This window comes from Bradyrhizobium sp. SRL28, assembly GCF_018596315.1.
In the GTDB taxonomy this organism is placed as follows: domain Bacteria; phylum Pseudomonadota; class Alphaproteobacteria; order Rhizobiales; family Xanthobacteraceae; genus Bradyrhizobium.
On record NZ_JAHEAG010000050.1, the window covers coordinates 15,598 to 34,864 of the forward strand.

The following is a 19,267-nucleotide window of genomic DNA, read 5'->3' on the forward strand; positions in this document are numbered from 1 at the left end:
CCGGTCTCTCAAGCGGCTAAACTGTTCCCGGATTGCGCTGCGCTCCATCCGGGCTACGGGTTTCGCGAAACGCCTACTTCCCCGAAAGCCTCACGCCCAGACGTCCCGCCAGTTCCTGCGTGAACTGCCAGGCGACGCGGCCCGACCGCGAGCCGCGCGTGGTCGACCATTCCAGCGCCTCGCGCTCCAGCTCTTCGTCACCCATCTTGATGCCGTAATGGCCGCAATAGCCGCGTACCATGGCCAGGTATTCATCCTGGCTGCAGCGATGGAAGCCGAGCCAGAGACCAAAACGGTCCGACAGTGATACCTTCTCCTCGACCGCTTCACCGGGGTTGATCGCGGTCGAACGCTCGTTCTCGATCATCTCGCGCGCCAGCAGGTGTCGCCGATTCGAGGTGGCGTAGAGGATGACGTTGTCGGGACGTCCCTCGATGCCGCCTTCCAGCACTGCCTTCAGCGATTTGTAGGAGGCGTCGTTGCCGTCGAAGGAGAGGTCGTCGCAGAACACGATGAAGCGGAAATCGGAGCTGCGCAGGAGATCCATCAGGCCGGGCAGGCTCTCGATGTCCTCGCGGTGGATCTCGATCAGCTTCAGCCGGTCGGCCGGCTTGCGGTCGATGTTGATATTGGCGTGAGTGGCCTTCACCAGCGACGACTTGCCCATGCCGCGCGCGCCCCACAGCAGCGCGTTGTTGGCAGGCAGCCCGTCGGCAAAGCGCTCGGTGTTTTCGATCAGGATGTCCCGCATCCGGTCGATCCCCTTGAGCAGGCCGAGGTCGACGCGGCTGACGCGCGGCACCGGCGAAAGGCGTCCGTCCGGATGCCAGACAAAGGCGTCGGCGGAGCCGAACGACTCGAGCCTCCCACCCGCCGGAGAGGCCGCGGAAAGGTGTCCGGCGATGGCTTCCAGCGCGGTTGCGATCCGCTCGGCCGTGGCACCGTTAAGGCTGTTTGCCGGACGTTTTGTCGCGGTTTTTGCAAGGGCTCGCGAGGCCGCCTTGGGGGCGGCGCGAGCCGCTGTTTTCTTGGCTTTTTTCGACATTTTTGCAGTTCCTGACCGCGCAGCCTTAACGGGCCTTGGAAGGTCCCGCAAGCGGCCTAAATGAGAGGGCCGGCCACGTTGCAATTGGGCCCGCCGCCGCTATAGTCCGCGCGAATTTGCCCGGACCGGCGATTTGCCCAAGGCGCTAAGCCCAGGCATAGCCGGTTCTTTTCCGTCTCACGAGGAATGTTCGAATGCTGATTACCCCTGCGTACGCCCAGGCTGCAGCCGGCGGCGATGCGAACAGCATGTTGATGTCGCTACTGCCGTTCGCGCTGATCTTCGTGATCATGTACTTCCTGATTCTGCGCCCGCAGCAGAAGAAGGTGAAGGATCACCAGGAACTGGTCAAAAACATCCGCCGCGGCGACACGGTCGTCACCTCGGGCGGCCTGGTCGGCAAGGTGACCAAGGTGGTGGACGACGACCAGATCGAGTTCGAGATTTCGGACGGCGTCCGCGTGCGGCAGATGCGCCAGATGATTTCGGGCGTCCGTGCCAAGGGCGAACCGGCCAAGGAAAAGAGTGAGGCCAAGGACGAGACGTCCGCGAGCTGAGTTTTCCGCGCCGCTTCCCGCGGCGCATTTTCCTGGATCTGACGGGTCTACTCGATGTTGTATTTCACGCGGTGGAAGGCGCTGGCGATCATTCTGACCGCGCTTGTGGTCTGCCTGTTCGCTGTTCCGAACTTCTTTTCCCCGGACAGGGTCAAGACCTGGCCGCTTTGGGCGCAGCGTCACATCGTGCTCGGCCTCGATTTGCAGGGCGGTTCGTACCTGCTGCTCGAAGTCGATTCCAACTACGTGAAAAAGGAAAAGCTCGATCAGGTGCGCGACGAAGTCCGTCGCGTGCTGCGCGACGCCAAGATCGGCTATACCGGCCTTTCCGCGCGCGCCGATGCGGTCGAGGTCCGCGTCAAGGACAGCGACCTGCAGGCGGCGCTTCCCAAGCTGCGTGAACTGTCGCAGCCGCTCGGCGGTCTGCTCGGATCCTCAGGGCAGCGCAGCCTCGAGGTTTCGGATGTAGGCGGCGGGCTGGTCCGTCTCACGGTGCCGCAAGCGGCCATTACCGAGCGTATCCGGCAAACTATCGAACAATCGATCCAGATCGTCGAGCGCCGCATCAACCAGCTGGGCACGGTCGAGCCCTTGATCCAGCGGCAGGGCGCCGACCGCATTCTGGTCCAGGTGCCGGGTCTGCAGGACCCGACGGAGTTGAAGCGCATCCTTGGCCAGACCGCCAAAATGGAATTCCGCATGGTCGATCCGTCGGTGTCGCCGGATCAGGCGCAACAGGGACGGGTGCCGGCCGATTCGGAACTCCTGATGAGCGAGCAATCGCCGAAGGTGCCGTACGTCATCAAGCGGCAGGTGCTGGTGTCCGGCGGCGATCTCACCGACGCGCAGCCCGGCTTCGACCAGCGCACCAACGAGCCGATCGTGAGCTTCAAGTTCAATAGTTCGGGTTCGCGCAAATTCGCGCAGGCGACGTCGGAGAATGTCGGGCAGCCCTTTGCCATCATTCTCGATAACAAGGTGATCTCCGCACCCGTGATCCGCGAGCCGATCACCGGTGGCCAGGGCCAGATTTCCGGTAGCTTCACGGTGCAGCAGGCCAACGAACTTGCACTGCTGCTGCGGGCCGGCGCGTTGCCCGCGCCGCTGACCGTGATCGAGGAGCGCACCGTCGGTCCCGGCCTCGGCCAGGACTCGATCGAGAAGGGCAAACTTGCAGCCTACATCGGTTCGATCATGGTCATCGCGTTCATGCTGGTGACCTACCGCCTGTTCGGCGTGTTCGCCAACATCGCTGTCGCCATCAACGTCGCGATGATCTTCGGCATCCTGTCGCTGCTCAACGCCACGCTGACGCTGCCCGGCATCGCCGGCGTCGTGCTGACGGTAGGCATCGCCGTCGACTCCAACGTGCTGATCTATGAGCGCATCCGTGAGGAATTGCGCGGCGGACGAAATGCGATTTCGGCGATCGATGCCGGATTCAGGCGCGCATTGGCGACCATTCTCGACTCCAACATCACTACCTTCATCGCCGCCGCGGTGCTGTTCTACATTGGCACCGGGCCGGTCCGCGGCTTCGCCGTCACGCTCGGCATCGGCATCATCACCACGGTCTTCACCGCGTTTACTCTCACCAGCCTGATTGTCGCCGGCTGGGTGCGGTGGAAGCGGCCCAAGACCGTGCCGATCTAGGAATTTGGTTCGTGACTCAATACGTTCTCATTGGGCTTGGCATTCTGATTGTCGTGCTAACCGTGGTCGCGGTGCTCGATCTCTTGCCGCCGTTGCGCATCGTCCCTGACGACACGCATTTCGATTTCACGCGCTTTCGCCGCATCAGCTTTCCGATCTCGGCGGCGCTTTCGCTCGTCGCGATCGTGCTGTTCTTCACCCATGGGCTGAATTTCGGCATCGACTTCAGGGGCGGTACGCTCCTGGAGGTGCAGAACAAGTCCGGCCCCGCCGATATCGGCGCGATGCGCGCGACGTTGAGCACGCTTGGGCTGGGCGACATTCAGTTGCAGCAATTCGGTGGTCCGAACGACGTCCTGATCCGGGTGGCCGAGCAGCCGGGTGGCGACGCCGCGCAGCAGGCGGCCGTGCAGAAGGTTCGCGGCGCGCTCGGCGACAGCGTCGAATACCGCCGCGTCGAGGTGGTGGGGCCGCGCGTTTCCGGCGAGTTGCTGGCTTACGGCATGGTCGGCCTGATGCTCGCGATCTTTTCGATCCTGATCTATCTCTGGTTCCGGTTCGAGTGGCAGTTCGCACTCGGCGCCATGATCGCCAACGTCCACGACATCGTGCTGACGATCGGCTTCATGTCGATCTCGCAGGTCGACTTCGACCTCACCAGTATCGCGGCGCTATTGACCATTCTCGGCTACTCCCTGAACGATACGGTCGTCATCTATGACCGCATCCGGGAAATGCTGCGGCGGTACAAGAAAATGCCGATGCCGCAGCTCCTCAACGAATCCATCAATTCGACGCTGTCGCGCTCGATCATCACCCACGTCACGGTGACGCTGGCATTGCTCGCGCTGCTCTTGTTCGGCGGCCATGCGATCCACAGCTTCACGGCGGTCATGATGTTCGGCGTGGTGCTGGTCGGCACCTACACCTCGATCTTCATTGCCGCGCCGATCCTGATCTATCTCGGCGTTGGTGAGCACCGCGACGCGCCGGATACGCCTGCGAAGAAGAAGTAAGGCCTGATCCGAAAGGCATGCCCTCGGGTTCGACCCGAGGGTGGAAACTGGTTTTCGGAAAGCATCATGTCCAGTCAAACACCCGGTTCCTCGGACGCCCTGCATCTTCCGAGGTCGGCGCCGATCGAAGCCTACGGCAAGGGCGGCTTCGCCTTCGCCGACATGTCGCATCGCGGCTCGCTGTTGTGCCTGCCGGACGCGATCTGGGCCTGGCCGGTGACGAAGCCTGCCGACATCGACGAATATTCGCTGACGCGGGTATTCAAGGCCGCCAATTCCATCGATACGCTGATTGTCGGCACCGGCACGGAAGTCTGGGTGCCGCCGCGGGGCCTTCGTGAGGCGCTGCGTGCCGTGCGCGTGGTGCTTGATGCGATGCAGACGGGACCTGCGATCCGGACCTACAACATCATGCTGGGCGAGCGCCGGCGGGTCGCGGCGGCGTTGATCGCGGTGCCATGAGCGGGGCGGGGACGTCGAAAGAATCCGCTGCGTTCTGCGCCGATCTGGTGCGCACGCACGACTTTGCCCGCTATGCGTCGACGCTGTTCCTGCCACAGGTCCAGCGGCGCGCGCTGCTGTCGGTCTACGCCTTCAATGTCGAGATATCGCGCGTGCGCGAACAGGTCAGCCAGCCGTTGCCGGGCGAAATGCGGCTGCAATGGTGGACCGACATGCTGGAAGGGGCCGGCCATGGCGGCGTCGAGGGCAATCCGGTCGCAGCCGAATTGTTGCAGACGATCGGCGAATTCCGCCTGCCGGTCGAGCCGCTGTCGCGGCTGATCGAGGAGCACCAGTTCGACCTCTACAACGATCCGATGCCGTCGATGGCGGCGCTGGAAGGCTATGTCACCGACACTTCCTCGGCGCTGTTCTCGCTCGGCGCGCGGATCGCGGCACAGCCGTCGGCCGTGGTCGATCATCTCGCGCGCCATGCCGGGCTCGCGCAGGGCATGGCGCAGGTGATTGCGGCACTGCCGCTCGATGCCGCCCGGCGTCAGCTATTCGTGCCGCTGGAGCTGCTGCAGAAACACGGCAGCGGGATCGAAGAAGTGTTTGCGGGCAAGCAGACGTTGCAGGCACGTGCCGCGATTGATCAGCTGGTCGGGGACGCCCGAAAGCATCTCGACACGGCCTTCGAACTGCTCGCACATGTGCCGCCGCAGGTACGACCGGTATTCCTGCCGCTGGCGCTGGTCCGCCACGATCTGAAGCGTATGTCACGTGCTGACGCCGATCCCTTCACGCCGTACGCGACGTCGCGCTTGCGGACCTTGTGGACGTTGTGGCGCGCGTCGCGTTCGCGTGAGTTTGGCGGGTAGGGCTCGCCGCAAATTAAGCCGTCATACCCCGCGAAGGCGGGGTATCCAGTACGCCGAGGCTTCTCGATTAATCTCTAAAGCCTCTGGAATACTGGGTCACCCGCCCCAGTGCGCAATTGCGCACAAGGCGGGTGACGACAATCGGAATCAATTCGATGGACGATCCATATCAGCCGACTCGAAATTGAACCGGTCCCGCAAATTCTTCCGGCTCTCCAGAATGTCCTTCATGAACGCGCGGTCGACCTCGCTCGTGATCAGCGGCTCGATCAGGTCGAGCTGGTTCATCGCGACGAGTTGCAGGATCTCGGTGCGCGGCTTGCCGGCGGCGTCGCGCGGCAGGGCATGCACCACCTGGATATGCTCCGGCGGCTTGACGCCCTTGGCGGCGGACAGTTCGCTGCGTAACTGCTTCTCCAGCGCGACCTTGTCGGCCTCGACAAAGGCGTACAGCCCGACGCCGGTGCGCCGGTCGGCAAAGGCAACGATCGCGATGTCGCGGACGTCGGGGTTCTTCCTGATCAAGTCGACCAGGATAGGCGCGTCGTTGACCAGCCGGCGGCCGCCGCCTTCGCGATCGGTGAAATTGAACAGCCCGCGCGTGATCGCCTGGTAGACCTTCTTGCCGGTCATGAGCCAGATGCTGGCGACAAGGGATTTGCGCGCGAGAATCTTGCGCTCCATCGGCGTCAGCGCCTGCGGCGCATAGCTGCGCTTGTGCTTCAAGAGGTGCCGCAGGTCCTCATAGGCCGCGATCCGGAACAGGCGGCTTCTTGTCTTGAAGCAGGCGGCCAGTTGAAAATCGGTCACATAGGCGCGGCCGTCGCTTCCGCGCAGCCAGTTCTGCTCCTTGGCGAGATCATTATGGCAGATGCCGGCGCGGTGCAGCTTGCGCAGCGCCAGTTTGGCGGATCGGAAATAGGCGAGGTCGCCATGGGGTTTTGCCAGATGCAGCGCGACGCCGTCGATGAAGCCGCGCACCAGCGCCTGCCGTCCGGCCCAAAGCAGCTTCGGGCCGACGTCGAGATCGCGCGCCAGCGCCAGCGCGCGGCGCTCGCGGGCGAATAGATGACGGGCGAGTGGATAGGACCAAAGCGGCACCTGGTCGAGCCTGCGCAGCACCGCGTCGACCTCGCCGGCATCATCGCGAAAGCGGCCGCGCTCGACGGTCGAGAACACGTCGCGCTTCAGCAGCACGCCTTCGGTCCAGCGCGCCGACAGAATGGCGGCGTCGTCTTTGGGCAAGCTCATGGTGTTACGCCGCCGCCGCTACGCGAAGATGATCTGTTATCCAGTGATCGAGATCGGCAAGGGCGCGGGCGCTGAGTGCCTGCTTCTTGGCGACCGTCTTCTCGTTGCCGCGCAGCCGCGTGCCATCGGGCTTCTTGGTCGGCGGGCTGGCAAGCGGCGGGAACAAGCCGAAATTGATGTTCATCGGCTGGAACGAGCGCGTTCCGGCCTCGATGGTCTCGATATGGCCGCCGGTGATATGGCCGAGCAGTGACCCCAGCGCCGTGGTCACTGGCGGCGGTTCGAGCGACTGTCCCCGCGCATTTGCCGCGGCGTAGAGGCCGGCGATCAAGCCGATGCTGGCGGATTCCACGTAACCCTCGCAGCCGGTCATCTGGCCGGCAAAGCGCAGCCGTGGTTGTGCGCGCAGCCGCAACTGCCCGTCCAGCAGCTTTGGCGAGTTCAGGAAGGTGTTGCGGTGCAGGCCGCCGAGCCGGGCGAATTCGGCGTTCTCGAGGCCCGGAATGGTTCGGAACACGCGCTGCTGCGCGCCGTAGTTCAGTTTGGTCTGGAAGCCGACGATGTTGTAGAGCGTGCCGAGCTTGTTGTCCTGGCGCAGTTGCACGATCGCGTAGGCCTTGACGGTCGGGTTGTGCGGATTGGTCAGCCCTACCGGCTTCATCGGGCCGTGCCGGAGGGTTTCAGGGCCGCGTTCGGCCATCACTTCGACCGGCAGGCAGCCGTCAAAATAGGGCGTGTTGGTCTCCCAGTCCTTGAAATCCACCTTCTCGCCGGCCAATAGCGCAGCGACGAAGGCGTCGTACTGCTCCTTGGTCATCGGGCAATTGATGTAGTCGGCGCCGGTGCCGCCGGGCCCGACCTTGTCGTAGCGCGACTGAAACCACGCCACCGACATGTTGATGGAGTCCTTATGCACGATCGGCGCGATCGCATCGAAGAACGCCAGCGCGTTTTCGTCCGTAAGCTCGCGAATGGCGTTCGCCAACGGCGCTGAGGTGAGGGGACCGGTCGCGACAATCACGTTGCCCCATTGCGCCGGCGGTAGTCCGGCGATCTCGGAGCGGTCGATCTCGATCAGGGGATGGTCGTGCAGCGCCTTGGTGACGGCTGCGGAAAATCCGTCGCGGTCGACCGCCAGCGCTCCGCCGGCAGGCACCTGATTGACGTCGGCGCAGCGCATGATCAGCGAGCCCAGCCGGCGCATTTCGGCATGCAGGAGGCCGACGGCGTTGTTGGCGGCGTCGTCCGAGCGGAACGAGTTGGAGCAGACGAGCTCGGCGAGGCCCTCGGTGCGGTGTGCCTCGGTCATCCGCAACGGGCGCATCTCGTGCAGGACAACGCGAACGCCCGCATTGGCGAGCTGCCAGGCGGCTTCCGAACCGGCAAGGCCGCCGCCAATCACATGGACGGTGTCAGTTTGGGGAGGTGAGGAAATCATGCGCGCAGCGTTAGCGTGTTTTCGTGCCGAGCGCAGCACCAGAAACGACAACGCCCGCAGCTAGGCGGGCGTTATCCGTTCATCAGGCGGCTGAAACGAGATCAGCTCGTGTAGGTTCCGGCTGCAACGCGCGGAATGTCCGCACGATCGAGGCCGATATCGGCCAGTTCGCGATCGCTGAGCTGGGACAGTTCGCTGACATTGCGCTGATAATCCCGGAACGCCTGGATCATGCGGATGAGCGAGAGTAACATTGTAGTCTCCTTGCAATTACGATTCAGCCCTTGGAGGAAAGCCTCATCGTTGAAATGAATATAGCTTAGATTCCGCAGTGCAGAAGTTCCGATGTTGCGATGCAGCTAATCCTAGAACGCATGACTACGATAAGGCCCGCTTAACCTTTGCGCATGGCTGCCGGATCAGCCGGCACGCACGCCCGCCAGCGTGCTCCATTCATGCAAGTAACGCCGTAAATTTGCGGGTTTTTGTAATTTCCGGATTAACTCTGGCGGTTGCCAAGTGACGATCAGAAAGGCCAAACACAAGCTCACGGCCGGGCATGGCAGACAAAACGTACGAAAAACCTAGGGTTTTTGGAGTTTTCTTATGCGTGAGACGCATGCGCTCGCCAACATTAACTGAATATATATTCATTATTACAGATGGCGAACTGCGGCTGCCTATGCGGCCTGGGACTGGGCGGCCAACCTACGTGACGGGCCTATGCGTCAGTACGGCGCCGCACCCGCGTGGTTGATCATCCCCGCAGTTCTGGCCTATCGGCCGGGCAAGGCCCGGCTCGATCGCTCGCCCTTTTGTCGTCTGTGTTGAAACGGAAGCGCGCATGAGGTGGCGGCCATCATCGTTGCCTTGGAATGATTCGCAGCACGACCAGAGATGATCGTCGCAAGCCGCGCTCCCTTCGTTACAGCCCCGTAATGAAAAAGCACGATTCCGCATAAGGCCTCTGCGCGCTGCGCTCACAACCTCGCGCGAAGTTCATTCTGAAGCTCTCCCGCTTCGGCGAACAATTGCTTTTGCAGGCGGCAATGTCGTCGTCTGTCCAAAACAAAAGGCAGTTACCATGCTCAACAAAATACTCGCAGCCACTGCGATAGCGGCCCTGGCATATGCCGTCTCTCCCGCCGACGCCGCGCGAGTCAAAGCGGCCTGCAGCGGCGACAATCTGAGCAAGACTGAAACGATGATCGAGAACATGGCTGATGGTGAGGGGAAGATCGCTGCCCAGAAGGAAATCGCGGCAGCTCAGGATGCGATGCTGGGCGGCAAGGCGGGTGCCTGCGCGGCGCACCTAAGCAAAGCGATGCAAGCAGCTTCGGCTAAATAAGTCGGCTGAAAGGGCCGGTCGCCACGGCCGGCCCTTTGAGTTCTTCTAAGGCGCCCGCGAAAGCTGCGTCGCGAAATTGGCGATGGTTTTGGCGTAGACCTCGCTCTTGTTCCACTCCTTGATCGCCGCAAAATTGGCGCCGCCAGGCTCCCAGTCCTTGCCGCGCTGCCAGCCGTGGCCGGCCAGGAAGTTGGCGGTCGAAGCCAGCACGTCCGGGGGGCTGCGCAGGAGATCGCGGCGGCCGTTGCCGTCGAAATCGACCGCGAACTTGATGTAGGATGACGGCATGAACTGGGTCTGGCCGATTTCGCCCGCCCATGCGCCGCGCAAATCCTGTGGCGCGATATCGCCGCGCTCGACGATGCGCAACGCGTCCATCAACTCGGCCTTGAACAGGTCGGTGCGGCGGCAATCATAGGCCAGCGTCGCCAGCGCGCGCAGAGTCGAGAATTTTCCGATGTTGACGCCGAAATCGGTTTCCAGGCCCCAGATCGCCACCAGCACTTCGCCGGGCACGCCATAAGCCTGTTCGATGCGCCCGAGCACAGAGCCGTATTGTTTGAGCATATTGGAGCCACGCGTCAGCCGGGGCGGAACCATGCGGCCGGAGAATTCCTCAAACGTCTGGCTGAAGACCTTCTGAGATTGGTCCCGCGCCAGCACGCTCTTGTCGGGCGTGATGCCGGTCAGGCCTGCCTGTATGGCGGTCGCCGAGATCCCTTTGGCGGCAGCTTCCTTCTTGAAATCCTCCAGCCACGTTTCGAACGAGCCCGTGCCGCAGGGCGCCGCGAACACCGGCGCCGCGGAAGTCAGCAACAGGGCGCCCAGGGTGAGCGCGCGCAGAGATAAGCGAGAGATCATCGTGCCGTTCGCTCCACGATCGATGCGTCATCGATGGTTAGTGTCCACGTCACGTCGAATGTTCGAAGCAAGATCGGCCAAAACAAGGCTGATGCTGTTGCCTTCAATGCCTTTCCGTTGAAGATGCTCAATTCATCGTTAGTGAGTAGTGAACGACGACACCGCCGGTCGGTTCGACCGGCGGCGTGATCGATCGGGTTCCGTGCCAGCCTATGCGTTGTCCTTGCGCCGCCAGGGGAACAGATTGGCCGGGAAATCGGCAGCAGGCTTGCGTTCGCGGTGCGCGCGGGGCGGAAGCGGCTGCGGATTGAGTTCCGGCTCGATCGTCTCCCGATAGAGATGCCACGTGGCGTGCCCGAGCAGGGGAATGACGACGGCGAGGCCGAGGAAGGCCGGCAACGATCCCGCCACCAGGAGCATCGCGACGATCAATCCCCAGACCGCCATCGGCACGGGATTGCGTGCGACCGCGCGCAGCGAGGTCACCATCGCATCGCCGGCGCCGGCATGACGGTCGAGCATCAACGGGAAGGAGACCACACTGATGCACAGCGCGACGAGGGCGAACAGGAAGCCGACGCCGCAGCCAACCACGATCAGCCACCAACCTTGCGGCGTCGTCAGCACGCGTTCGGCGAAATCGGAAACGCCGGTCACACCTGCATAGCCGAACGCGGCGATGTAGATCGCCTGCGCGGTAGCCACCCATGTCACGAACAGCGCGAGCAACAGCACGCCGAGCCCGAGCATCGCGCCGAACGACGGCGAGCGTACTACCTCGAGCGCGTCCCAGGCGGTTGCCTGTTCGCCGCGTTCGCGACCGCGGCTCATTTCGTAGAGGCCGAGCGCAGCAAACGGGCCGAGCAGGGCAAAGCCGGCGGCGAGCGGAAACAACAGCGGCAGCACCGAATAACCGAGCACGGCACGTGCCAGCATCAATCCGAGCACGGGGTAGATGATGCACAGGATGATGGCGTGGCTTGGCACGGCTTTGAAGTCTTCCCAGCCACGCTGCAGGGCCCGATGGAGTTCCGATAGGCCGATGGTTCGGATAACGGGCGCGGCGGCGGTGTCTGGTCCGCTCCGCGCCATCGATGTGACATTGCCGTGAGATGTCGCCATGGTCGCTGTCTCCCTCGCGGTCGCATCGTGCGCCAACCGAAAGACGCAGATGCGCCGTTTCATAAAACGATCACGATCAGGCTAGACGCGAAGACAGGAGGGTGGAACTGGCCATGTCGCGAACTGAGCCAGCAGCGTACTCTCAAACAGGAACAAACGCACTCACGCTTAGGTGAATGTTACATTGGCAAGTCACGTCGGGGTGGTTAAACTCGTGAATGATCCCGGCGTGGCGCTGCCGGTCAAACAGTGCCGCTAGAGACTCACCATCTTCAAGTCACCCAGCTACAAGTCATTGGGAGCGAACGATGAGCATTTTCGGAAAAATTATGGGCGCAATCTTCGGCACCAAGGCGGACGCCGCACCGGCCGGCGGCGGAGCGGCTGCGGGTGGTGGAGCGGCCGCAGGGACGTCCGGCGGATCGGCAGCACCGGCGGCCGCGACTGTGGACGTCGCGCCGATCCTGGACAAAGCAGTCGCCGCCAAGGGCGAGAAGCTGGCCTGGCGCACCTCGATCGTCGATCTGATGAAGGCGCTCGACATCGATTCCAGCTTCTCCGCGCGCAAGGAGCTTGCGAAGGAGCTCGGCTATACCGGTGACAGCAACGATTCCGCCAGCATGAACATCTGGCTGCACAAGCAGGTCATGGCCAAGCTGGCCGCCAATGGCGGCAAGCTGCCGCCCGATATCAAGCACTGACGCTTCGCTTGGTTTACACATGCGAAGGCCCGCGGCGACGCGGGCCTTTTTCTTTTTAGTGCGATTGCAATGCAACAACGCGCAAACGGTATCCACTTCGCGGCGAAAACGTTCTAGATACGGGCGGACAAGAAGACTCGCAGAACAAGGAGGACGCCAATGAGCAATGTCGATCGCAGGACCATCCTGGCAACCGGCGCGCTGGCGCTGGCCGGTACGGCCGCACAAGGCGGCACGGCGGTAGCGCAGGCCGGCCCGAAATCGATTTTTCCGGTTGGCACGACGACCATCCCGATCGTGGGTGAGACCGATGTGTTTCCGGTGCGGCGGATCTATTGCATCGGACGGAACTATGCCGCGCATGCGCGCGAAATGGGTTCGGACCCCAATCGCGAGCCGCCGTTCTTCTTTCAGAAACCGACCGACGCGATCCAGAACGTCGCCATCGGCGCGGTCGGCGATCATCCGTATCCCTCGCTCACCAAGAACTATCATTACGAGGTCGAACTGGTGGCGGCGCTGAAATCGGGCGGCACCAATATTCCGGCGGACAAGGCGCTCGACCACGTCTACGGCTATGCGCTCGGGCTCGACATGACGCGACGCGATCTGCAGCGTGCGATGGGTGACGAGAAGAAGCCATGGGAAATCGGCAAGAGCTTTGATCGCTCCGCCGTGCTGGGGCCGATTCACCCCGCAGCCAAGACCGGACACTTCACCAAGGGCGCGATTTCGCTGGCAGTGAACGGCACGGTGAAGCAGAACTCCGATCTGCGCAACATGATCTGGAACGTGGCGGAGCAGATCGCCAAGCTTTCGGAAGCCTTCGAACTCAAGGCGGGCGACATCATCTATTCGGGCACGCCGGAAAATGTCGGCCCGGTCGTGAAGGGCGACGTGCTCTTGTGCAAGCTCGAAGGCCTGCCGGATATGTCGATCCGGATTACGTGAGGCGCACTGAGGCGTAGCCCGGATGGAGCCAACGGGTCGCGCGAATGCGCGCCCGATGACAGGCTCCGCGAAATCCGGGGCCTCTCGCGGCGGCGAAACCTATCCCGGATTGCGCTGCGCTCCATCCGGGCTACGGCGCTGGTTCACCCCGCCAGATCGGCAAATTCCGGATTCTTCCGCAGATAATCCACCACAAAGCCGCAGCCGGCGATGACCTTGCGGCCGTCGGCGCGGATCAGCTCCAGCGCGCCCCTGACAAGTTCGGAAGCGATGCCACGGCCACGCAGCGCGCGGGGCGTTTCGGTATGGGTGATGATGACCGCCGAGGGCGTGACGCGATAATTCGCAAACGCCACGGCGCCGTCGACGTCGAGTTCGAAGCGGTTTTGAGCCTTGTTGTCGCGGACGGCGGCCATGCGGCGATTCCCGGATGATTTGCCCTTTCATTTAGGGACATGAACTCGCCGATGCAAACCGGCGACGAAGGGGGAACTGGAATGAGTCGATCCGGCTCGATCCGACCTCGGCCTGCGCACTCACCAAACACGGCCGCGTCTACGCCTTCAAGCGCGATCTCGATCGCGCGATGGTCGATTACGACGAAGCCATCCGCATCGATCCGGGCTTCGCGCTGGCCTACAACAACCGTGGCGACGCCTGGTTCAACAAAGGTGACTCGATCGCGCGATTGCCGATTTCCGCAAGGCGCTGGAGATCAATCCTGGCCTCGGTACCGCGCGCGATAGCCTGAAGCGGCTTGGTGCGGCGCAATAGGCCGCCGGTGATTTCCGTAGACGGGCCTTGCAACGGGATGCGAGGTTCCTACGTCTTTTGGATGACATACGCCGCCGAGGCGGCCGGGTCTGGGTTCGATACCGACAATGCTGTGATCGCGGCCGCCGACGTATGCCTCTTTTCAAGGGGAGGTCTACAATGTCGGGCTTTGGTTTCTTCAACAAGCATCGTACGTGGGAAGACTGGTTCGGCATGCTGCTTGGCGTGCTGATCGTGGTATCGCCGTGGTTTCCTTTCTCCAGCCACGACGTCATGGACTCCGAACGCAGCACCATGATCCTCAATACGTTCGTGGTCGGCATGCTGGTCTTCGGATTAGCCCAGCTCGAATATGTCGCACTGCAGCGCTGGGAGGAGGTGGGCGAGATCGCGCTCGGCCTCTGGCTGATCGCTTCACCGTTCATCCTTGGCTACTCCGGCGACGACATGCTTCGCGCCTGGCACATCGCCCTCGGCGCAATCGTCGTTCTGCTGGGTGCGCTTCAGCTCTGGCAGGACTGGCGTTTGAGCGACCAGGAACTGGCCAACCAGTAATTTACGATGACGGCCTGCCGGTCTTCAGGGATCGCCAGGCCACCGCTCAAGGCTCTAATATTTGAGGAAGTCGGTGATGATGGCGCGGAGCGACCACGCCTCGCCGTCGACGGCACCTTTGATCTCGTCGATCTTCCATCCGCCCGCCTCGCGGACGAATTCATAGCGAATGATCCGGTCGGCCGGTTTCGACGGCGGTCCCTGGTGGCTGTCGATCGTGACGGCGATGACAGCCTTGTCGGCCTCCTGCTTCTCTGCGACCACCTTGAATGATTTCACGTCCGGGTCCTGCGAGTTGGTGACGGGATCGAAACCGACCGGCCCGCCATCGCCCTTTCGCGTGCGGGCATCCGCCTTGGCCCAGAGCGCAATCAGCGATTTCGACAGATATTTTGCCTTCGCCGCCTTGTTCTCGAACACAAACCCGCCGCCACCATCGCCCTTGCCCTTGGCGGCACGGGTGTAAATGGCGGTCGCGATGCCCACGGGATCGTCCGGGGCCGCCAACGCTGCGCGCGGCAGGGTGGCGGCGAGCAGGCCAGTTGCGCCAGACCATATCAGCTTTCGACGGGTAATCATGGTGATCCCTTAAATCGTTTGTGCGGGCTTATGGACGGGAGTGCGGGGCTGGCTATGGTGATGCGTGCAACGCTTGCCGGGAGATTATCATGGCCAATGAAAAAGGCCCCAACATCAAGAAGAAGCAGAAATGCAAGAATTGCGAGGGCAAGGGCCTGCTGAAGAAGGGCGACAGGGTCGTCAAGTGCCAGCGTTGCAAGGGGACGGGCGTACGGTGACGCGGGCCCGCGGATTTGAGCAGGCGCCGGGCTTTCTGCTATCATTGCGATGAGGTGTTCTATGTCTGTTTTTCGAAGCGTGATGGTTGCTTCCCTGTGACTGAAACCGTGACTATTCCCACCCCGCGCGGTGGCCTGGCGCGGATGTCGCGCCGGGTGATGAACCTGGCGCATATCCCGACCCAGAATGCCCGCCGCCATGGCGACCGTACGGGCTTCATCTGGGGCGACAAATCCTGGAGCTGGCGCGAGATCGACGGCCACGTCTCCGCGCTGGCCGCGGGCCTTGCCGCGCGGGGGGTCGTCAAGGGCGACCGCATCCTGGTCCATTCCAAGAATTGCGACGAGATGTTCTGGTCGATGTTCGCGGCCTTTCGCCTCGGCGCGGTCTGGGTGCCGACCAATTTCCGCCTGATGCCGGACGAGGTCGCCTATCTCGCCACCGCCTCCGGCGCGAAGGCGTTTCTGTGCCACGGCGATTTCCCCGACCACGCCACGGCGGCCGCCAATCCCGCGCTCGAATTCATCTGGCGGATCGGCGAGGGGCCGTTTGGCGAAAAATCCGTGGGCGGCGTGATCGTCGATCATGCGGGCGCCAAGGTCGATAACGCAGCAGTCGACTACGACGACCCCTGCTGGTTCTTCTTCACCTCCGGCACCACCGGCCGCTCCAAGGCGGCGGTGCTCACCCACGGCCAGATGGCCTTTGTGGTGACAAATCATCTCGCCGACCTGATGCCGGGCACGACGGAGACGGACGCCTCGCTGGTGGTCGCGCCGCTGTCGCATGGTGCCGGCGTGCACCAGCTGGTGCAGGCCGCGCGCGGCGTGCCGACCATCCTGCTGCCTTCGGAAAAATTCGACATTGCGGAAGCGTTCCGGCTGATCGAGGCGCATCGCGTCAGCAACATCTTCACCGTGCCGACCATTCTGAAGATGATGGTCGAGCATCCTTCCGTAGACAAATACGATCACTCCTCGCTGCGTTTCGTGATCTATGCCGGCGCGCCGATGTACCGCGAGGACCAGAAGGCGGCGCTGAACAAGCTCGGGCCGGTGCTGGTGCAGTATTTCGGCCTCGGCGAGGTCACCGGCAACATCACTGTCATGCCAGCCAATCTGCACGATCCTGAGGACGGCCCGCAGGCCCGCATCGGCACCTGCGGGTTCGAGCGCACGGGCATGCAGGTCTCGATCCAGGGTGACGACGGGCGTGAGCTCAAGCCGTTCGAGACCGGCGAGATCTGCGTGATCGGTCCTGCCGTGTTCGCCGGCTATTACGACAACCCCGAGGCCAACGCGAAGGCGTTCCGCGACGGCTGGTTTCGCACCGGCGATCTCGGCCACATGGATGAGGAGGGATTCGTCTATATCACCGGCCGCGCCTCGGACATGTACATCTCTGGCGGCTCCAACATCTATCCGCGCGAGGTCGAGGAGAAGATTTTGACCCATCCCGCGATCGGCGAGGTCGCCGTGCTCGGCGTGCCCGACCCGTTCTGGGGTGAGGTGGGTGTCGCCGTCTGCGTTGCGCGCGAGGGCGCTGCCGCCGTGAGCGAGGCGGAGCTGGCCGCGTTCCTGGCGCCGAAGGTGCCGCGCTACAAGATGCCGAAGCGATTCTTCTTCTGGGAGGCGCTGCCGAAATCCGGCTACGGCAAGATTCCGAAGCGGCTGGTCCGCGATGAACTTGAGGCGCGAGGGTTGCTTGAGCTCATTTCCAAGACGGGTAGCTGAGGCGATGCGCAGCATCGCGCAGCCCGGGCCGCCTGTGCCCGAGCGCATCCAATGGGTCGAGGCGCGGGGCCGGGCATTTTCATTCACGCTTGCCGCCGGCCTGCCGCTGCTGGAGGCCGCGCGCCGCGGCTTTGCCGAAGCCGGGTTTTCAGGCGGCGTGCTGAGCACGCGGGGAGGGGCGCTCGGGCCCTTTGCCTATGTGATGCCGGCGCTGTCGAAGACCGGCGCCAATGCGGCGTTCTACAGCGACACCTTTCGGCCCTCCGGCATCACGCGGCTCAAGCTCGGCGCAATGACGCTCGGCGAGCGTGATGGCGCGCCGTTCTTCCATTGCCACGGGCTGTGGACCGAGACCGACGGACATCTGCACGGCGGCCACATCCTTCCCGAGGAGAGCATCGTCGCCGAATCATTCGCGGTGGAAGCGTTCGGCATCGACGGCGCGATGTTTGTGGCCGAGCCCGATCCCGAGACCAATTTCAAATTGTTCGGCCCGGTGGCGCGCGCCGGCACGGATGTGAAGGCCGAGAGCCGCGCCTTCGCGCTGCGGCTGCGGCCGAATCAGGATTTTGCTGCGGCGCTGGAGACCTTCTGCCGGCAGCACGGAATTTTGCGGGCGCGGATGCACGGCGGCGTCGGCTCCACCATCGGTGCGCATTTCACCGACGGCCGGACTGTCGTGCCGTTTGCGACCGAGCTTGCGATCAAGGCCGGCAGCATTGCACCGGGTGCCGATGGCACGCTGCAGGCGGAGCTCGATGTCGCGCTGGTCGATTATCTCGGCGGCATCGCCGAGGGCCGGCTGATGCGCGGCGACAATCCGGTGCTGATGACGATGGAGCTGGTGCTCGAGGTGATCTGAGTTTTTCGCAAATCCGTAGGGTGGGCAAAGGCGCGTTAGCGCCGTGCCCACCATCTCTCGAAGAGGATCATGCTGAATGGTGGGCACGCTTGCGCTTTGCCCACCCTACGCAGCAACTACGCAGCTACATCCACGTCTTACCGGAAGTGATAGTTCACGCCGACCTTGATGGTGTGGAAGTCGAAGCTGCCGGAGTCCGCCGGGAAGCCGCCGAAATTGTAGGTCTCGCTGCCGAGGCTGGTGTACATGTATTCGGCCTTGGCCGACCAATTCGGCGTGAACAAATATTCGAGGCCGCCGCCGATGGTGTAGCCGGTATGAGTCTGGCTGTCCGCGAGCGTGTCGATGCCGTCCGTGAGGGACGTCTTGGCGTTGGCCCACGCCCAACCACCCTTGGCGTAGAGGAGGGCTGCATCGATGGCGAAGCCGGCGCGGCCGGTCACGCTGCCGAATGCATTGATCTTGTTTTCTGTCGTGACCAGGAAGCCGCCAGCGTCCTCGGTGAAGCGGTCCTTGATGCCGGCGCCCGCGGCGTCGACTTCGACACCGAAGACGAACTGGCTGCCCGGAAGTTGCCAGTTGTAGCCGACGGTGCCGCCGCCGAAGCCGCCGCTGCCGGCATCGGTCTCCCAGCCAAAGCCGCCCATCGCGCCGACATAGAAACCGGACCAGTTATACGCCGGAGACACCACCGCTGGAGGAGCCTTGGTGTAAGGCCGCGCCCGCATGTCGGCGGCCGAGGCCGCAGTCGCGACCGAGAGGGCCACACCAGCTAGAAGTAGTTGTTTCATATTTTGTCCCCTGTAGTTGAACATTCGCATAATCCCCCGCAGGCCCATAACGGGGCCGATCTCACCGGCATGGTGACGTAAAGTGCTGAAAGCGGACGCGAACGCGCCCTCGAGAGTCATCTGCAAGCGACGTTTGCGCGGATGTGAGAACGACCGCCTGCAGGTTAACCATACGATATGTATGCCGGCAAAAATTGGACCGAAGCGCGACCGCGCATTGGCGCGGGCAGGTTGCTATTTCGACAGCAGTGCGGCGACGTGTGGTGTGAGATGAGTTCTCGATGTGCGAGAGAGCGGCTGCGTTCGTTCGATCATGATTGTTATGTCCCTGCATGCGAGTGTTAAGTGCGCTGCGGCCTATCCACGTTATTGCGAGCGCAGCGAAGCAATCCATAGCGCGGCAAGCGGAGAGGTGGATTGCTTCCGCCTTCGCTAAAGCTACGGCGGACAAGTCGCTGCGCTCGCAATGACGGGGAAATGGCGACGCAG

General features: G+C 63.0%; 22 protein-coding genes. 13 read left to right on the forward strand and 9 right to left on the reverse strand.

Features of this window, described 5'->3' with window-relative positions:
* Positions 1 to 73 precede the first annotated feature (73 nt).
* On the reverse strand, positions 74 to 1,045 hold the full coding sequence (locus tag KIP88_RS40170; protein WP_214493664.1) for an ATP-binding protein: 972 nt from the start codon (positions 1,043 to 1,045) through the stop codon (positions 74 to 76).
* Between the two features lie 194 nt (positions 1,046 to 1,239).
* Between KIP88_RS40170 and yajC the strand changes: the two genes are divergently transcribed.
* The 5 genes from yajC (at position 1,240) to KIP88_RS40195 (ending at position 5,593) form a co-directional block, all read left to right on the forward strand.
* Positions 1,240 to 1,602 carry a preprotein translocase subunit YajC gene (yajC, locus tag KIP88_RS40175; protein ID WP_057855867.1) on the forward strand — a complete coding sequence of 121 codons (363 nt, stop codon included), beginning with the start codon at positions 1,240 to 1,242 and terminating at the stop codon, positions 1,600 to 1,602.
* Positions 1,603 to 1,656: 54 nt separating this feature from the next.
* Positions 1,657 to 3,255, forward strand: a complete 1,599-nt coding sequence (secD, locus tag KIP88_RS40180; RefSeq protein WP_214493665.1) for a protein translocase subunit SecD — start codon at positions 1,657 to 1,659, stop codon at positions 3,253 to 3,255.
* 11 nt (positions 3,256 to 3,266) lie between these two features.
* Complete coding sequence (gene secF / locus KIP88_RS40185) at positions 3,267 to 4,271, forward strand: protein translocase subunit SecF (protein ID WP_214493666.1); 1,005 nt, start codon at positions 3,267 to 3,269, stop codon at positions 4,269 to 4,271.
* Between the two features lie 66 nt (positions 4,272 to 4,337).
* Positions 4,338 to 4,733: an Mth938-like domain-containing protein gene (locus KIP88_RS40190; RefSeq protein ID WP_214493667.1), complete on the forward strand. Its 396-nt coding sequence runs from the start codon at positions 4,338 to 4,340 to the stop codon at positions 4,731 to 4,733.
* Positions 4,730 to 5,593 (forward strand): phytoene/squalene synthase family protein, encoded by an 864-nt coding sequence (locus KIP88_RS40195; RefSeq protein WP_214493668.1) that lies wholly within the window; start codon positions 4,730 to 4,732, stop codon positions 5,591 to 5,593. Before KIP88_RS40190 ends, KIP88_RS40195 begins: the two co-directional genes overlap by 4 nt.
* Positions 5,594 to 5,740: 147 nt before the next feature.
* Here the strand turns inward: KIP88_RS40195 and KIP88_RS40200 are convergent, their stop codons facing one another.
* From KIP88_RS40200 to KIP88_RS40210, 3 genes are all read right to left on the reverse strand, one after another.
* Positions 5,741 to 6,844, reverse strand: coding sequence for a serine/threonine protein kinase (locus tag KIP88_RS40200; RefSeq protein WP_214493669.1), 1,104 nt, complete (start codon positions 6,842 to 6,844; stop codon positions 5,741 to 5,743).
* A 4-nt stretch (positions 6,845 to 6,848) separates the two neighbouring features.
* On the reverse strand, positions 6,849 to 8,282 hold the full coding sequence (trmFO, locus tag KIP88_RS40205; RefSeq protein WP_214493670.1) for a methylenetetrahydrofolate--tRNA-(uracil(54)-C(5))-methyltransferase (FADH(2)-oxidizing) TrmFO: 1,434 nt from the start codon (positions 8,280 to 8,282) through the stop codon (positions 6,849 to 6,851).
* A 101-nt stretch (positions 8,283 to 8,383) separates the two neighbouring features.
* Positions 8,384 to 8,536, reverse strand: coding sequence for a DUF1127 domain-containing protein (locus KIP88_RS40210; RefSeq protein ID WP_214493671.1), 153 nt, complete (start codon positions 8,534 to 8,536; stop codon positions 8,384 to 8,386).
* An 830-nt stretch (positions 8,537 to 9,366) separates the two neighbouring features.
* On the opposite strand from KIP88_RS40210, the gene KIP88_RS40215 reads away from it, so the two are divergent.
* Positions 9,367 to 9,630 (forward strand): hypothetical protein, encoded by a 264-nt coding sequence (locus tag KIP88_RS40215; RefSeq protein WP_214493672.1) that lies wholly within the window; start codon positions 9,367 to 9,369, stop codon positions 9,628 to 9,630.
* Positions 9,631 to 9,675: 45 nt separating this feature from the next.
* Here KIP88_RS40215 and KIP88_RS40220 read toward each other — a convergent pair whose 3' ends face one another.
* Entirely contained in the window at positions 9,676 to 10,491 is an 816-nt protein-coding gene (locus tag KIP88_RS40220) for a lytic transglycosylase domain-containing protein (protein ID WP_214493673.1), read from the reverse strand.
* Between the two features lie 210 nt (positions 10,492 to 10,701).
* The gene (locus KIP88_RS40225; protein WP_214493674.1) at positions 10,702 to 11,613 is read right to left on the reverse strand and encodes a DUF2189 domain-containing protein; all 912 of its coding nucleotides are present in this window, start codon (positions 11,611 to 11,613) and stop codon (positions 10,702 to 10,704) included.
* A gap of 308 nt (positions 11,614 to 11,921) precedes the next feature.
* Here KIP88_RS40225 and KIP88_RS40230 point away from each other — a divergent pair, with 308 nt between their 5' ends.
* Together KIP88_RS40230 and KIP88_RS40235 are read left to right on the forward strand one after the other, a co-directional pair.
* Positions 11,922 to 12,314, forward strand: coding sequence for a DUF3597 domain-containing protein (locus KIP88_RS40230; RefSeq protein ID WP_214493675.1), 393 nt, complete (start codon positions 11,922 to 11,924; stop codon positions 12,312 to 12,314).
* Between the two features lie 159 nt (positions 12,315 to 12,473).
* Positions 12,474 to 13,265 carry a fumarylacetoacetate hydrolase family protein gene (locus KIP88_RS40235; protein WP_214493676.1) on the forward strand — a complete coding sequence of 264 codons (792 nt, stop codon included), beginning with the start codon at positions 12,474 to 12,476 and terminating at the stop codon, positions 13,263 to 13,265.
* Between the two features lie 143 nt (positions 13,266 to 13,408).
* Here KIP88_RS40235 and KIP88_RS40240 read toward each other — a convergent pair whose 3' ends face one another.
* A complete protein-coding gene (locus KIP88_RS40240; protein ID WP_214493677.1) occupies positions 13,409 to 13,681 on the reverse strand; it encodes a GNAT family N-acetyltransferase in 273 nt (90 codons plus the stop codon).
* A gap of 170 nt (positions 13,682 to 13,851) precedes the next feature.
* On the opposite strand from KIP88_RS40240, the gene KIP88_RS40245 reads away from it, so the two are divergent.
* On the forward strand, positions 13,852 to 14,016 hold the full coding sequence (locus KIP88_RS40245) for a tetratricopeptide repeat protein (RefSeq protein ID WP_214493678.1): 165 nt from the start codon (positions 13,852 to 13,854) through the stop codon (positions 14,014 to 14,016).
* Positions 14,017 to 14,198: 182 nt separating this feature from the next.
* Positions 14,199 to 14,594, forward strand: a complete 396-nt coding sequence (locus KIP88_RS40250) for an SPW repeat protein (RefSeq protein WP_214493679.1) — start codon at positions 14,199 to 14,201, stop codon at positions 14,592 to 14,594.
* A 54-nt stretch (positions 14,595 to 14,648) separates the two neighbouring features.
* Here KIP88_RS40250 and KIP88_RS40255 read toward each other — a convergent pair whose 3' ends face one another.
* Complete coding sequence (locus KIP88_RS40255) at positions 14,649 to 15,173, reverse strand: DUF3828 domain-containing protein (protein ID WP_214493680.1); 525 nt, start codon at positions 15,171 to 15,173, stop codon at positions 14,649 to 14,651.
* Positions 15,174 to 15,262: 89 nt separating this feature from the next.
* On the opposite strand from KIP88_RS40255, the gene KIP88_RS47985 reads away from it, so the two are divergent.
* The 3 genes from KIP88_RS47985 (at position 15,263) to KIP88_RS40265 (ending at position 17,987) form a co-directional block, all read left to right on the forward strand.
* Positions 15,263 to 15,391: a hypothetical protein gene (locus KIP88_RS47985; protein ID WP_256467493.1), complete on the forward strand. Its 129-nt coding sequence runs from the start codon at positions 15,263 to 15,265 to the stop codon at positions 15,389 to 15,391.
* Positions 15,392 to 15,535: 144 nt separating this feature from the next.
* Positions 15,536 to 17,125, forward strand: coding sequence for an acyl-CoA synthetase (locus KIP88_RS40260; protein WP_214493683.1), 1,590 nt, complete (start codon positions 15,536 to 15,538; stop codon positions 17,123 to 17,125).
* A gap of 4 nt (positions 17,126 to 17,129) precedes the next feature.
* Positions 17,130 to 17,987, forward strand: a complete 858-nt coding sequence (locus tag KIP88_RS40265) for a PCC domain-containing protein (RefSeq protein WP_214493684.1) — start codon at positions 17,130 to 17,132, stop codon at positions 17,985 to 17,987.
* A 137-nt stretch (positions 17,988 to 18,124) separates the two neighbouring features.
* Here the strand turns inward: KIP88_RS40265 and KIP88_RS40270 are convergent, their stop codons facing one another.
* Positions 18,125 to 18,778, reverse strand: a complete 654-nt coding sequence (locus tag KIP88_RS40270) for an outer membrane protein (protein WP_214493681.1) — start codon at positions 18,776 to 18,778, stop codon at positions 18,125 to 18,127.
* Positions 18,779 to 19,267: the final 489 nt, after the last annotated feature.

Coding starts and splice junctions, on each gene's coding strand:
- KIP88_RS40170 (WP_214493664.1), bottom strand. CDS start 1,045: ATGTCGAAAAAAGCCAAGAAAACAGCGGCTCGCGCCGCCCCCAAGGCG.
- yajC (WP_057855867.1), top strand. CDS start 1,240: ATGCTGATTACCCCTGCGTACGCCCAGGCTGCAGCCGGCGGCGATGCG.
- secD (WP_214493665.1), top strand. CDS start 1,657: ATGTTGTATTTCACGCGGTGGAAGGCGCTGGCGATCATTCTGACCGCG.
- KIP88_RS40190 (WP_214493667.1), top strand. CDS start 4,338: ATGTCCAGTCAAACACCCGGTTCCTCGGACGCCCTGCATCTTCCGAGG.
- KIP88_RS40195 (WP_214493668.1), top strand. CDS start 4,730: ATGAGCGGGGCGGGGACGTCGAAAGAATCCGCTGCGTTCTGCGCCGAT.
- KIP88_RS40200 (WP_214493669.1), bottom strand. CDS start 6,844: ATGAGCTTGCCCAAAGACGACGCCGCCATTCTGTCGGCGCGCTGGACC.
- trmFO (WP_214493670.1), bottom strand. CDS start 8,282: ATGATTTCCTCACCTCCCCAAACTGACACCGTCCATGTGATTGGCGGC.
- KIP88_RS40210 (WP_214493671.1), bottom strand. CDS start 8,536: ATGTTACTCTCGCTCATCCGCATGATCCAGGCGTTCCGGGATTATCAG.
- KIP88_RS40215 (WP_214493672.1), top strand. CDS start 9,367: ATGCTCAACAAAATACTCGCAGCCACTGCGATAGCGGCCCTGGCATAT.
- KIP88_RS40220 (WP_214493673.1), bottom strand. CDS start 10,491: ATGATCTCTCGCTTATCTCTGCGCGCGCTCACCCTGGGCGCCCTGTTG.
- KIP88_RS40225 (WP_214493674.1), bottom strand. CDS start 11,613: ATGGCGACATCTCACGGCAATGTCACATCGATGGCGCGGAGCGGACCA.
- KIP88_RS40230 (WP_214493675.1), top strand. CDS start 11,922: ATGAGCATTTTCGGAAAAATTATGGGCGCAATCTTCGGCACCAAGGCG.
- KIP88_RS40235 (WP_214493676.1), top strand. CDS start 12,474: ATGAGCAATGTCGATCGCAGGACCATCCTGGCAACCGGCGCGCTGGCG.
- KIP88_RS40240 (WP_214493677.1), bottom strand. CDS start 13,681: ATGGCCGCCGTCCGCGACAACAAGGCTCAAAACCGCTTCGAACTCGAC.
- KIP88_RS40245 (WP_214493678.1), top strand. CDS start 13,852: ATGGTCGATTACGACGAAGCCATCCGCATCGATCCGGGCTTCGCGCTG.
- KIP88_RS40250 (WP_214493679.1), top strand. CDS start 14,199: ATGTCGGGCTTTGGTTTCTTCAACAAGCATCGTACGTGGGAAGACTGG.
- KIP88_RS40255 (WP_214493680.1), bottom strand. CDS start 15,173: ATGATTACCCGTCGAAAGCTGATATGGTCTGGCGCAACTGGCCTGCTC.
- KIP88_RS47985 (WP_256467493.1), top strand. CDS start 15,263: ATGGCCAATGAAAAAGGCCCCAACATCAAGAAGAAGCAGAAATGCAAG.
- KIP88_RS40260 (WP_214493683.1), top strand. CDS start 15,536: ATGTCGCGCCGGGTGATGAACCTGGCGCATATCCCGACCCAGAATGCC.
- KIP88_RS40265 (WP_214493684.1), top strand. CDS start 17,130: ATGCGCAGCATCGCGCAGCCCGGGCCGCCTGTGCCCGAGCGCATCCAA.
- KIP88_RS40270 (WP_214493681.1), bottom strand. CDS start 18,778: ATGAAACAACTACTTCTAGCTGGTGTGGCCCTCTCGGTCGCGACTGCG.